This is a genomic window from Limosilactobacillus kribbianus, assembly GCF_026413145.1.
Classification (GTDB): Bacteria; Bacillota; Bacilli; order Lactobacillales; family Lactobacillaceae; genus Limosilactobacillus; species Limosilactobacillus kribbianus.
On sequence record NZ_JAOVYZ010000053.1, the window covers coordinates 1 to 13,102 of the forward strand.

A 13,102-nucleotide genomic window follows, 5' to 3' on the forward strand; every position below is an offset into this window, starting at 1 on the left:
ACAGGAGAATTTAACCTATACCAGTTGACCAAAGCCAATGATAATTAGAGGTTATCATGCGGTGACCAGAAAACAAGTTGTATAGTAGCAAAATCCGAAAGGATATATTTATAGAATACGAGGGAGAATTGAATCGGTAGCACTGATTGATGACGGGGAGTTGACTGAGAGTGTGCGCGACTGATTATGATAGAATTAAATAAAGAAAGGGGCGCTATCAAATGGACAAGAAACTTGAAGCTACGTATAAATTTGTCTCGTCTCTAGAGCCGGAAGAAATTCGTCGAAAAGCAATGATGGAAAAGGATCCCGACAAGCGGGAGTTTTTGGTGGATTTGTACAACCTGCGTTTGGGAGAAGTGCAAAAAAAGATCGTTGCAAAGAAAAAGTTTGTGATTTAAATGAAACAATACATCATTTTTGCCGGGGTAAATGGTGCCGGGAAAAGTACGATTTATCAAACATCGGCGGACTTATTTCGCAACACAGTAAGAATTAATGCCGATGAAATTTTACGTGCTTTTCAAGGCAACTGGCGAAAAGAAGGAGATAACTTTAAGGCAATGCGAAAGGCCGTTTTAAAATTAGATCAGGCTTTTCAAAATGGCGACTCGATCAATCAGGAAACTACTCTTGCATCGAGCTTTAAAGCTTATAAACGGCGGATCGATGAAGCACACAAATTGGGCTACCAAGTTAGTTTATATTATGTTGGTTTAGCGAATCCTGATATTGCCGTCTCACGAGTTCAGCAGCGGGTCGCAAAGGGTGGTCATGGCGTGCCAGAGGAATTAATTCGGCGTCGCTACAAGATTTCACTAATAAGATTGAATCAATTAGCTAAGTACTTTGATGAGGCTAATATTTACGATAATAGTACATCCCATGCCGTTCTTGTTTTTTCACGGGAAGGGTCCCGAGTGATAACTGATAATACTGAAGGCTTTAATTGGCTCAACGGAATTACATTAAGATAAAACAAAGTCCCGTTAAATCGGCGACCAACGTAATGATGCGCTCGTCCTCGGTTTAGCGGGAATTTTAAGTTTAATCGTCTTCTTTGATGCTCTCTTGCACTTCCTTAATAAAGGCGCTGCCGAGTCGGGTCATCTGGTGATCTTTGCGCCAAATCAGGACCGAGCGGATCGGCTGGAGGTATTGGAGCCGGCGGAAGTGGATGCTGCCGGACTGGTAGAGCGGCTTGTCGAAGGTCAATGCCAGTCCCAGCCCCGCCTTAACCATGGCGCGCATGTTGTAGTGCATGTCGTACGTGGCCACGACCTGGTAGTCATCGACGTATTCGTCGAGGTAGGAGAGCAACTGGGAACTGGAGTCGAGCTGACGTGGAATGATCAGGTGCTTGCCGCGCAGGTCCGCGGCGATGATCTCATTGCGCTGGTCAAAGGGATGGTCTGCGGGGAAGGCCACGCCCCAGTGATCCTCAAACGGTAGGGTCAGCGTATTGTAATCGCTGAGACTCTCGTTTGTGGAAACCACCCCGAAGTCCAAGCTGCCGCGGTCGATGCCCTCGAGAATTTGATCGGCATTGAGGCTTTCGTAGTTGATCCGGATCCCGTTGCCGGCATCGATCAACCGCTTGAAACTTGGCAATAGGTACTGGTTGGCCTGGTTCTCACCGGCACCGACGTTGAGCTGGCCAGCCAGAGTCTTGCCCTGGATGAGGTAGTCCTCGGTCGTCTTGGACAGTGCCAGAATTTCCTGGGCCCGGTTGTAGAGAAAGTAGCCATCCTCGGTCAGCGAAATGTGGCGGGGACCCCGGATGAAGAGCTGGGTGCCCAGCTCGCCTTCAAGGTCCTGGATCTGGCGTGAAAGAGTCGACTGCGAAATATGCAGGTGGTTGGCGGCCCGGGTGATCCCGTGCTGGTTGACGATGGCGACAAAGTAGTTTAAGACACGCAGTTCCATTTGTTTTTCCTCCCGTTACCCATCACTTTTAGTCATTGCTATTGATATATTATAACTGTTGTACATTTATCTTGCCATCACCTAGAATTAAAACTGTTGAAAGAGCAATGCAAAAGCAAAATTTGAAAGGTGATTGAAATGACGGATTTATCAAACAAGGTTGTTGTAATTATGGGCGCTTCTTCGGGAATTGGGGCAGCGACCGCGCGGCGTTTGGCTAAGGACGGAGCCAAACTGGTGATCGCGGCACGGCGGTTGGACCGCTTAAACGAAATTGCCGCTGAATTTGCTACTGGACAGGTAGTTCCTGTTAAGGCCGACGTGACGAACTTTAAGGAGGTTAAGGCTGCTGTCCAAACCGCCGTCGATAAGTTTGGCCGCCTTGACGTTCTCTACAACAACGCCGGGATCATGCCGTTGTCCAACCTAAGTGAGGGTCACCGGGACGAATGGCAGAACATGGTAAACATTAACATCATGGGCCCGCTGAACGGGATCGCAGCCGCTCTGCCGATCATGAAGAACCAGGGTCAGGGCCACATCATCACGACGGATTCCGTTGCCGGGCACATGGTTGCGCCGGGGATGGCCGTCTACTCCGGCACCAAGTACGCCACCCGGATTATTATGGACGGCCTGCGGATGGAAGAAGCGGCCAACCACATTAAGACGACGATTATCACGCCGGGTGCCACCCAAAGTGAATTGACTAGCCACATCAGTGATCCAGAAACGCGGAAGGTCAACACTGACTACTGGGGACAGGTTGACGGCCTGACCGCCGACCAGATCGCCCAGGCAGTTGAGTTTGCGATCGCTACGAAGGACAACATGTCTGTTTCCGAGATGATCGTTCGGCCAACCCTGCAGTCAATGTAAGAAAAGGAGGAAAGGCCAATGGCGGATACCCTGATTATTTACTATTCCAGCACGGGTTACAACCAACGTGTAGCAAAATTGCTGGCCCAAAAGACGGGTGCCGACCTGTTTGAAGTCCAACCGGTGAAGGCTTATGACAAAAACATGTGGACAGCCTGGGACGTTGCCAAAGAGGAACGTGAGGAGGGGAAGCTGCCGGCGCTGAAGACGGGGGTTCCCGCCATGAGCAAGTACCGGCGAATCCTGTTTGGTGGCCCATCCTGGGGCTTTACGCTGGCTAATCCGCTCCAGTCCTTCCTCAAGCAGGCCGATTTTGCAGGGAAACCAGTCTACTCGTGGGTGACCTTCTATGATCACGACGAGAACTACCTCGGTGATCTGAAAGCGCAGCTACACAATGGCCAGGTTTACGGCCTTTTGGAACTAACCATGGGAACGCTGAACGATCGTCAGCAACTCAACCGGGCCCTTGATGATTGGCTGGAGAAAATTGACTAAGGACGGTGAAAATGCCGGGTCAGCGGACCGGGTATTTTTTATCGGATTAGTATACATCTAACGCATACTAGCATGCTCATCTAGTAATTTTCAAACGGCGGGCCGGACGTTATCATAGAGTCAGCAAATAAATGAAGAAACAGAAGGGAGCAAGTGCTATGTCAGACGTAAACGTACCAACAGTTAAACTCAATAATGGAGTAGAAATGCCAACCCTGGGCTTCGGGGTCTTCCAGGTGCCGGACCTGACCCAAGCCGAACAGGCCGTCACCGATGCCTTAAATACCGGCTACCGCCTGATCGATACCGCCGCCGCATACCAAAACGAGGAGGCAGTTGGAGCGGCGATCGCCAAGAGTTCTGTCAAGCGGGAAGACATCTTTGTGACTTCCAAGCTCTGGGTATCCGACTTCAACTACGAGCGTGCTAAGAAGGGGATCGACACTTCCCTGGAAAAGCTGGGCTTAGACTACATGGATCTCTACCTGCTGCACCAGCCATACGGTGACACGATGGGTGCTTGGCGGGCCCTGGAGGAAGCGCAGAAGGCAGGTAAGATCCGTGCCATCGGGGTTTCCAACTTCTGGCCGGACCAACTAAAGGACCTGGAACTGACCGAACCGGTTAAGCCCGCGGTTAACCAGATCGAGCTCAACCCGTGGTTCCAGCGTGAAAACGAAGTGAAGTTCATGCAGAGCGAGGGCATTCGGCCGGAAGCCTGGGCACCGTTTGCGGAAGGCAAGGACGGCATCTTCACGAACGAAACGGTCGCCGCAATTGCCGACAAGTACGGCAAGTCCAACGGTCAGGTCATCCTGCGCTGGCTGCTGCAACGCGGCATCACGGTGATTCCGAAGTCCGTCCACCAGAACCGGATGGCCGAAAACATCGACGTCTTTGACTTTGAACTCTCCGATGATGACATGAAGACGATGGCCGGCCTGGACAAGAACGTCAGTCAGTTCTTCGACCACCACGATCCGGTCACGATCGAACGGATCTTTGGCTCCAGCCTCAAGCAGGTGCAAGACGACGAACAGAACAATCTCTAGGAGGAATGCACGATGACAACTATTCCAACTTTCAAACTCAATGATGGCAACGAAATCCCGTCCTTTGGCTTCGGGACCTACCAGATCCCGGCGGACGGCTCCACCTACGACGCGGTGGCCAATGCGCTGAAACTGGGCTACCGCCATATTGACACGGCCGCGGCCTACTTCAACGAGCAGGAAGTCGGCAAGGCGATCAAGGACAGCGGGATTCCGCGTGACCAGATCTGGGTAACCTCCAAGCTCTGGCTGCAAGATTACGCCTATGAGGACGCCAAGAAGGCCATCGACACTTCCCTGGAAAAGCTGGGGCTGGACTACATGGACCTCTACCTGCTGCACCAGCCATACGGCAAGGTTGACGAGGCTTGGCGGGCCCTGGAGGAAGCACAAAAGGCCGGCAAGATCCGCTCGATTGGGGTTTCCAACATGACGCCAAAACTCTGGAAGAAGTTCGTGCCGAGCTTTGACACGATGCCAGCGGTCAATCAGGTTGAATTCAACCCCTACTTCCAGCAAAAGGAACTGCGCCAGATCTTGGCTGACGCGCACGTGGCCCTGGAAGCTTGGGCACCGCTGGGCGAAGGCAACAAGGACCTCTTCGCCGAACCAGTCCTGAACGCACTTGCCAAGAAGTACGGCAAGGACGTCGGCCAGGTCATCCTGCGCTTCGAACATCAGGAAGGGGTCACCGTCTTCCCGAAGTCCGTTCACGAAGCACGGATCAAGTCAAACGCCGAGATCTTTGACTTCGAACTGACCTCCGACGAGATGGATGCCATCCGCAAGCTCGACCACGGCAAGGGCCAGCACGACCCGGACACGCCGGGGATGGGCCAGCTCCTGCTGAACGCCTTTGACATTCACGCCAACGACTAAATCGGTAGTTAACACTGGGCAGCGGCCCGGTGTTTTTTGCTAGAAAGGGGAAAACAAAATGAGCAAGTATACTATCGTCAATATGCGGACGGACCGCACTAAGCTGGCGCCGGAAATCCAGCGCAGCGCTCGGCTCTGTTTTCAGATCAACACGACCGACCCAACCGCGCCAGAACAGTGCGAATTACTGAAGAAGCTGTTCCACGGCAACGTCGCCGCTGACGCCAGCTTCATGCCCCCGCTCCACGTCCTCAACGGCAGCCTGGTCAAGATCGGCCGCAACACGCACCTCAACTACAACACGACGATCATGTCCGCCGCCCAGGTGACGATCGAGGACAACGTCAAGGTCGCGGCGAACTGCCAGTTTCTAGCCAACAACCATGATCTCTACGATCGCGAAAAGCTGCTGTGTGCGCCCATCACGGTCAAAAACAACGCCTGGATCGGTGCCGGCGTCTCCATCCTGGCCGGGGTGACGATCGGCGAGAACGCGGTCGTTGGTGCGGGCGCCGTCGTTACCAAGGACGTGCCAGCCAATACCGTGGTTGCGGGTGTGCCGGCACGCGTGATTAAAAAGATTCCGCATCCGGAACGGATTAAGCAGGGATGAGCAATTGCTGGAAATTAAAGATTGATAGGTTGAAGCCTGGGCGAATGCTCGGCCTTTTTGATTGGTATGATATGATTGAAGGAAAGGGGGATGGTGGCATGGAGAAACTACCAAAGAAACGTACTTTAACAGCAGCGGAGCAACAGTCCCATGACCGACGCCTGATTGAAGAAAGCTTTACCGGTACTTTATTAAATGAAAAGCAAATAAAGGAAAAATTCAAAAAGTACGGATGGAAGTAATGACGAAAGGTTAGCGCCAGGGGCCTTGCAAAACGATTCCAGTGCTGCCGCACATTGACACCCGTTGCGACTTAGTGTAAGCTGTGATCATAACAAATCGACATGTGATGGTGTTCGCATCTAACCGCCATAAATGGCTGATAACACCTACTTTCCGCTCGGGAGGTAGGTGTTATTTTTTGCCTCCTGAGGACAAAATCCAAGGGAGGCTTTTTATTATGACAGGATTGAGCAGCCAAGAAGCGGCGCGCCGATTGAAAGAAATGGGGGCAAACGAGGTCCCGCTTCCTCAACCGAGCTGGGTGCGAGAAATTACCAGCCGGTTGTGGGGACTAAATGCCTGGCTCCTGGAAGGCGCGCTGGCAATTGAGTTTCTGATGGGCAAAACGGTGCAGGCGCTCTTTATCGTCGCCCTCCTGCTCTTTGCTGCAATCAATGGGGCCGCCAACAAAATGCGGACGGCCCGGTCGCTGCGGGGACTGAACCAGCAGCTCATTCCAACGGTGCGGGTTCGTCGCGATGATCGCTGGCAAACGATTTCCGCCAGCAAGCTGGTGCCCGGTGACCTGATTGCGCTCAAGCAGGGCGAGTTGGTACCCGCGGATGCCCAAATCATTGCGGGAACAATCCGGGTCAACGAGCGGCAGGTTAGCGGTGAATCCGCTGAAATCACCCGTTCCCAGGGCACGGTGGTGCTTTCCGGCGCGTTGGTTCAGTCCGGGACGGCCCGGCTGCTTGTCACCTGGACCGGGAAAAATTCCCGCTCGGGCAAGACGGTTTCGCTGATCAATCAGCACCCGCACCAGGGGCAGCTGCAGCAGCTTCTTTCGCAGATCATCAAGGACTTGGCAATCGTTGACGCCGTGCTGGTGGTTGTTCTGGTGGTGGCCGCGGCGCTCCGGCATGAAAGCCTGACGATCACCCTGCCGCTGGTCGCCCTCTTGATTATTGCGACGATCCCGATCGCGATGCCGGCCAGCTTTAGCGTCGCCAACTCGATTGAGGCGGGTGTCCTTGGCCACAAGGGGATCCTCGTCAATGAGCTGAGCAGCATTCAGGAGGCCGCCAAGTTGAACGTTCTGCTGGTGGACAAGACGGGAACGCTGACGGTTGATCAGACCCGGGTGGTGGCAATCCACAACCGGAGTCGGTATTCGGAAGATCAATTGATTCAGCTGGCGGAGGCCGCGACCAACCGGGAAAATCCCAGCCTGATTGACCAGGCGCTCCAGGCTTTACTGCATGACCGGCACTTGGAACGGCTGGAGCGGCATGAGATCGTGCCCTTTGATTTTCAGCAGAAGGCCTCAGGAGCGACGGTTGCCGACTTCGGCACTGTCCGCCTCGGTTCGCCCCGGCCCCTGATCCCGGACTGGGACCCAAGCGAGGAAAAACTGGCCCGTGGCCACCGCCTGCTCGCCCTGACACTCAATGACCAGCCCCTGGCGTTATTTGCCCTGGCCGATCCGCTGCGCAAGGACAGCCGTGCGGTAATTAAGCGACTGCAGGGGCAGGGCATTCGCGTCATCATGCTGACGGGGGATGACCTGGCGACGGCGCGGGCGGTTGCCCAAACGGTTGGCTTGGCAGGCAAAATTGTCCACCCTACGGAGCTAACTGGTGACCTGAGCCAAGTTGGCGGGGTGGCCAACGTGCTGCCCGAGGATAAGCTGGCGATCGTCAAGGCCTTTCAACACCGCGGCGCGACGGTGGGAATGATTGGCGACGGGATGAATGATGCCCCGGCGATCAGCCAGGCCCAGGTGGGGGTCGCGACCGCCAATGCCCTGCCGGTGACCAAACAATCGGCGGGGGTCATTCTGAGCAAGGCCGGAATCGGTGAATTGGCGGAAGTGATTGAAAGTGGTCACCGGGTCTACCAACGGATGATGACCTGGACGATTACCAAGCTGGCCCGGACGGCCGAACTGACGATTATTCTGACCCTCGGCTTCTGCTACTATGGCTTTAGTCCGGTCAGCACGAACGGTCTGGTCTTGTTGGCAATCCTGAATGATCTGGTGACGATAGTTCTCGGCACCGACCGGACGGAATCAAAATGGCATCCAGAAAATTGGACCCGGGCGCGGCTCGCTCAGCTGTCCGCCATCCTGACCGCCGGCTGGACCATTCTGGGCCTCGGCATTTTGATCTGGACCCGGGCCCGCTATGGTACCGGGACGACGAGCACGATTATTTACGTCTACCTGATCTTCAGCGCCATGCTGACAATCTGTCTGTCACGGACGACGGGCGCTTGGTTTAAGAGTCGGCCGAGCCGGGCGGTCAGGCTGACGATTGGGTTGAACCTCTTATTGACGGTTGCCTTGGCTCTTGGGGGTTGGGGGCTTGCCCCGCTCCGGCCGGAACCGATCCTTGTTCTGGCGGTGCTTGTCCTGGTAGCTGGAAGTTTGCTTGACGTTTTAAAGGTAAAATTCTATCAAGTGACAGAAAATAAACAAAATCAGGCTTGATATTTGAGCGAACAGGAATACAATAAAACTGAAATTTACGTGATGGTGTCCGCGGTTAACCGTCGATGAAAATCGAATGATGACGCCTGTCTCTGGAATGGAGGCAGCGTCAAAACCTCCTCCAGAGAGAAATCTGAAGGAGGTTTTTTAGATGGTTTATATTGATTCAGTTAAAGCACGCGAGGTTTTTGATTCCCGGGGCAACCCGACGGTGGAAGTGGACGTCATCCTAAGCGACGGGACGCTTGGCCGGGCGGCGGTTCCTTCCGGTGCCTCGACTGGTGAACTGGAAGCGGTCGAATTGCGCGACGGGGGTGAGCGACTCGCCGGCAAGGGTGTTCTCAAGGCGGTCAACAACGTTAATACGGAAATTAACCAGGCATTGCACGGCCTCGATCCGATGAACCAGGGTCACGTCGACGCGACGATGATCCGGCTGGACGGCACGCCAAACAAGGGGCGGCTGGGAGCCAATGCAATCCTCGGTGTTTCGATGGCCACGGCCCGGGCAGCCGCCAACTACCAGCACGTGCCTTTGTACCGGTATTTAGGCGGGACCGATCTGGAGCTGCCGCAGACCTTCCACAACGTTATTAACGGTGGGGAACACGCCAACAACGACATTGACTTCCAGGAATTTATGATCACGCCGGTCAAGCGGCAGAACTTCCGCGAAGGTTTTGAAAAGATCGTCGACACTTACCACACGCTGAAGCAGCTGCTGGACAAGGAGGGGCATTCGACCGCCCTGGGGGACGAGGGTGGCTTCGCGCCGAACCTGAAGAACTCCGAAGAGGCCTTCCAGCTGCTGCGCAAGGCAATCATCGCCGCTGGTTATCAGCCGGGTGAGGAGATCGCAATCGCCTTTGACGCGGCGGCATCCTACTTCTATGACAAGGACAGCGGCAAATACAACCTGGAGGGCCACTCCTACACGCCGGATGAACTGGGCGATTACTATGGTCAGCTGCTGGATCGCTACCCGGAGATCATTTCGATCGAGGACCCATACTCCGAGGACGACTGGACAAACTTTGAGAAGTTTACGAAGCGTTACGGGAAGCGGGTCCAGATCGTGGCGGATGATCCGGTCTGCACCAATCCGGAGCTGGTCCGCAAGGCGATTAAGGGCGGCCTGGGCAATGCTATTTTGATCAAGCTCAACCAGATCGGGACCGTGACGGAAACGCTGGAAACGATTCGCCTGGCCCGGAAGAACGGCTACACGACGATGATGTCCCACCGGTCGGGCGAAACGGCCGATACCTTTGTCGCCGACTTTACGGTGGCCACCAACGCGGCGGAACTGAAGGCGGGGGCACCGGCCCGGTCCGAACGGGTTGCCAAGTACAACCAGCTTTTGCGGATTGAAGAGGAACTGGGCGCCGATAGCAGCCGGCTGGCATATTTCCCCAACGATGTTGATTTGGATTGATGACTTAACTTGCTAAAAAAACAGGCACCGCGAGCTGTTTCGGCTCAAGGTGCCTGTTTTCGTGGGAACCGTTATTCTCCACGCAGTAGATCGTTGATTTCATTTTTGTCGAACTGGGTGAGATCGATCAGCGGCTCGCCCATCCATTCCTTCAGATCCGGATCGACGTGGCCGGCCTTATAGTCGTCATAGTATTCTTGGAGAGCCCAAACACCACCGATGTCTTCGATGATGCCGTAGCCTTTTCCAGAAAGGACTTGGGCTGTTGCAGGTCCAGGTTCGTTGGTAATTTTGCGCACGTGGACCGTAAACTCCCAGCTGTCGCCAAAGTCGTAGGTGAAGAGCAGTTGGTCGTCGAGCTTTAATGAGGAAACGTTGGTCATAGTGGCATCTTTAAAATCCGCATTGGCAAATGGTGAGAACATCTCGTCCATTGCTTCGGGCAGTTCAAAGACTTCGTTGGTGCGCTCATTTCGTAGGTCGTAGAGATGCTCAAACTGACCGTGGAACATGATGATGATTGCCTCCTCAAGGTCGGCCAGGCTCGCATCACCGCTGATGATAAATCGCCGCCAGGTTGAAGGGTGAAAGTCTTTTAGCTTGGCGCGCAATTCGTAGGTCTGGTTGCTTGGGGCCGAAGATGTCTTAGTGGACCGGGCCGATTGGTCAAAGAAGTCGGTTAGGTCCGGCTCGTCACCATTTTGCATTTGCTCGATTGCCGATTGGACAGCATCTGGATTATTTTCGATTAATGAGGACAGCTGCTTGAGTGTATACGTCATTTGTTCGCGTTGACTGCTATAGCCGAGGAATTTTTTACTAGTATGTTTGATATAGGAACTGACCCGCTGGCTATCGCTTTTCCGAACAATGCCAGTCTTGCTGAGGAAACGGAAGAAACCGGTCAGCATTTCTGTATACATTTCATAATTATCTGGTTGGGCTGTCATGGAACTGTAGTAGTAGGCGTTAGCTTCCGCGAGGCTAGTAGTTGGGAGAATGATCCACTCAATGAAGAGGTAGCGATTGAGAAAGTCATTGAGAAAATCTATCACCAGTTCAGGCGGCAAGCGATAGGACGATGGCAGCGTGTCAACATATTGGGCGATTGCTCGAAGATTATTGTGCTGAATTTGCTGAACAATTTTCGGGTGCTGCTCAACCGGTTGCCACTCGTACTTTTCCCATTTGCGCGGATCGTCAAATTGGGACGCAGTGGTCACGTACTTGACGGTTGGCTTCGGCTTACCCGGCTTATCTGCGAATTTGCTGTTGGCAAACTTGATTAGTTTTCGCGAGAGTAAGATTTCCTGCTTAACTCCCAACGACTGCAAGACTTTGAAGGAGAGCTGAGACAGACTGTCTTGACGGGGCAGCCCCCTAGTTTTCGTCAATTCCTCTTCAAGTTCTTCTGGGTGCTGGGCAGCGTGATGCAGGTACTTTGTCAACATTAGGTTGGTGGCGGCGGGAGTATAACTGTAAGCAAGTTTTTCAGTCGTCAGGGATTCAATTTGAAATTTTTGATCATCGGTCAAATAATCGATCCGGTCGATGGTCTTATGAAATACCCGCGCAAACTGCTTCGGCGTCAGTGCCTTCGTGACGACTGGGAAACCAGTCACCGCCTCGACGTGCAGGTAGTACGGCTTCTGGCTAATCGTCAGCGGGGTGACGAACCAGGTCGAAAATGGTTGCGGCTCAGCTGGTTGCGTTTGCTTCTTGCCTAATTTTTTCGTAAGATCATTGCCATAGTAAATAGTTGTCATGGATTTGCTCCTCGTTCATTAATTCAAAGGTGCGTTCTTGACTTACATTATACGGGATCGCTGGGCGAAAATTGCGTTTTACCGAAAACAACACCCGATAAATTTGCCGATTTACGCAGACTTGCATAAATTTACAGATTTGTCGTGTCCGCAAAGCGCGCTTTCTCCAATTTAAGCGTAAAAAAATCGCATTGCCCGCCTGTGTTCATTTCGCCGCGCACGCCTTATAATGGTGATAAGCAAGAAAACGCTTTAACAAGGAGTGATCAAGATGGCAAAGGGTACCTACCAACAGGTCAAGGACGCACTGAAGAAGCTGGGGATTGACGACTATTACGTGGTTGATCACCCGGCCGCTCACACGACGGAAGAGGCCGACGAATACATCGCCGGACACGAGGGCGTGCGGACCAAGACGATGTTTCTCAAGGGGAAGAAGAAAAAGTACTACATGGTGATCATGGACGACAAGAAGCGGATGGACTTCCGTGAGTTTCAGGACCTGACCGGAGCCAAGCGGGTCTCGATGGCCCAGCCGGCCGCCCTGGAAGAGCAGCTCGGCCTGGAGCCGGGGGTGGTGTCGCCGTTCGGCCTGCTCAACAATGAGGACCACAACGTGACGGTCTACATTGACAAGGACATTGTCGACGAGCCGATCCAGACCTTCCACCCGAACGAAAACACCCACACGCTCTTCATCAAGACGCCGGACCTGATGAAGTTCTTGAAGGCAATTGACTTTGAACCGGAAATCATTGATCTCTAAAATAAGCAGGGCCGGTACATAAGGCCCTTCCAATAAGAAGCTCGTTCGGAATTTTATTTAAAATTTTGAGCGGGTTTATTTTTTTCAGAATCAATTTTAAAAGTTGGGAAGTACTTGTTAGTGTTAGTGAGAACCTTAGCTATTATCAATAGGCTGATCATTTGACTATGTATAATTACAAAGTCGTTCGTCACCCTTTGGACATGTGGGAAGGGGGTGTGAACGTTGCGCCTTGATGACTATTTCTTTCAGCTGGTTAATGCATTGCTTGTAACCTGGTTTGGTTGGTGGCTGAACAACCACAAGAAGCATTAATCCGGTAATCGAACGGCAATTCGCCCACAATAAAAAAGCCTCTCGCTACTGCCATAGCGGGGGGCTTTTGTGGTTGAAGTACGAATGCACCTTAACTATTTCTTTCAAATACATTATATCATGACTTGAATTAATTCCTAAATTTCAAGAATAAGTTAGCCACTGGACTCAAATAAATAATACTGACCAATTGATTATTGGTTGATGGAGCTGTGATATCTCTTGGTAGAAGGCCTTACGATAGATATCCATTGACG

Annotated in this window: 13 protein-coding genes and 2 riboswitches; of the genes, 11 read left to right on the forward strand and 2 right to left on the reverse strand. The window is 52.9% G+C overall.

The window, feature by feature from the left end:
- Window positions 1-221 precede the first annotated feature (221 nt).
- Complete coding sequence (locus tag OCT58_RS08900; RefSeq protein WP_267202510.1) at window positions 222-401, forward strand: hypothetical protein; 180 nt, start codon at window positions 222-224, stop codon at window positions 399-401.
- Window positions 402-977, forward strand: coding sequence for an ATPase (locus tag OCT58_RS08905; protein ID WP_267202511.1), 576 nt, complete (start codon window positions 402-404; stop codon window positions 975-977).
- Between the two features lie 70 nt (window positions 978-1,047).
- On the opposite strand, the gene OCT58_RS08910 is transcribed toward OCT58_RS08905, so the two are convergent.
- Window positions 1,048-1,926 carry a LysR family transcriptional regulator gene (locus tag OCT58_RS08910; protein WP_267202512.1) on the reverse strand — a complete coding sequence of 293 codons (879 nt, stop codon included), beginning with the start codon at window positions 1,924-1,926 and terminating at the stop codon, window positions 1,048-1,050.
- Between the two features lie 138 nt (window positions 1,927-2,064).
- Between OCT58_RS08910 and OCT58_RS08915 the strand changes: the two genes are divergently transcribed.
- The 8 genes from OCT58_RS08915 (at window position 2,065) to eno (ending at window position 9,998) form a co-directional block, all read left to right on the forward strand.
- Window positions 2,065-2,805: an SDR family oxidoreductase gene (locus OCT58_RS08915; protein ID WP_267202513.1), complete on the forward strand. Its 741-nt coding sequence runs from the start codon at window positions 2,065-2,067 to the stop codon at window positions 2,803-2,805.
- Window positions 2,806-2,823: 18 nt separating this feature from the next.
- Window positions 2,824-3,303, forward strand: coding sequence for a flavodoxin (locus OCT58_RS08920; protein WP_267202514.1), 480 nt, complete (start codon window positions 2,824-2,826; stop codon window positions 3,301-3,303).
- 158 nt (window positions 3,304-3,461) lie between these two features.
- Window positions 3,462-4,355 carry an aldo/keto reductase gene (locus OCT58_RS08925; RefSeq protein WP_267202515.1) on the forward strand — a complete coding sequence of 298 codons (894 nt, stop codon included), beginning with the start codon at window positions 3,462-3,464 and terminating at the stop codon, window positions 4,353-4,355.
- Window positions 4,356-4,367: 12 nt separating this feature from the next.
- Window positions 4,368-5,234 (forward strand): aldo/keto reductase, encoded by an 867-nt coding sequence (locus OCT58_RS08930; protein ID WP_267202516.1) that lies wholly within the window; start codon window positions 4,368-4,370, stop codon window positions 5,232-5,234.
- Window positions 5,235-5,292: 58 nt separating this feature from the next.
- Complete coding sequence (locus OCT58_RS08935) at window positions 5,293-5,847, forward strand: sugar O-acetyltransferase (RefSeq protein ID WP_267202517.1); 555 nt, start codon at window positions 5,293-5,295, stop codon at window positions 5,845-5,847.
- Entirely contained in the window at window positions 5,844-6,089 is a 246-nt protein-coding gene (locus OCT58_RS08940; RefSeq protein WP_267202518.1) for a hypothetical protein, read from the forward strand. The genes OCT58_RS08935 and OCT58_RS08940 overlap by 4 nt, the downstream gene beginning before the upstream one ends.
- A 94-nt stretch (window positions 6,090-6,183) precedes the next feature.
- Window positions 6,184-6,246, forward strand: a riboswitch (Fluoride riboswitch).
- A gap of 61 nt (window positions 6,247-6,307) precedes the next feature.
- Entirely contained in the window at window positions 6,308-8,563 is a 2,256-nt protein-coding gene (locus OCT58_RS08945; RefSeq protein WP_267202519.1) for an HAD-IC family P-type ATPase, read from the forward strand.
- Window positions 8,564-8,592: 29 nt separating this feature from the next.
- A riboswitch (Fluoride riboswitch) is annotated at window positions 8,593-8,659 on the forward strand.
- 55 nt (window positions 8,660-8,714) lie between these two features.
- Entirely contained in the window at window positions 8,715-9,998 is a 1,284-nt protein-coding gene (gene eno, locus OCT58_RS08950) for a phosphopyruvate hydratase (RefSeq protein ID WP_267202520.1), read from the forward strand.
- A 71-nt stretch (window positions 9,999-10,069) separates the two neighbouring features.
- Here the strand turns inward: eno and OCT58_RS08955 are convergent, their stop codons facing one another.
- Complete coding sequence (locus tag OCT58_RS08955; protein WP_267202521.1) at window positions 10,070-11,764, reverse strand: plasmid pRiA4b ORF-3 family protein; 1,695 nt, start codon at window positions 11,762-11,764, stop codon at window positions 10,070-10,072.
- 271 nt (window positions 11,765-12,035) lie between these two features.
- Here OCT58_RS08955 and OCT58_RS08960 point away from each other — a divergent pair, with 271 nt between their 5' ends.
- On the forward strand, window positions 12,036-12,530 hold the full coding sequence (locus OCT58_RS08960; RefSeq protein ID WP_267202522.1) for a prolyl-tRNA synthetase associated domain-containing protein: 495 nt from the start codon (window positions 12,036-12,038) through the stop codon (window positions 12,528-12,530).
- Window positions 12,531-13,102: the final 572 nt, after the last annotated feature.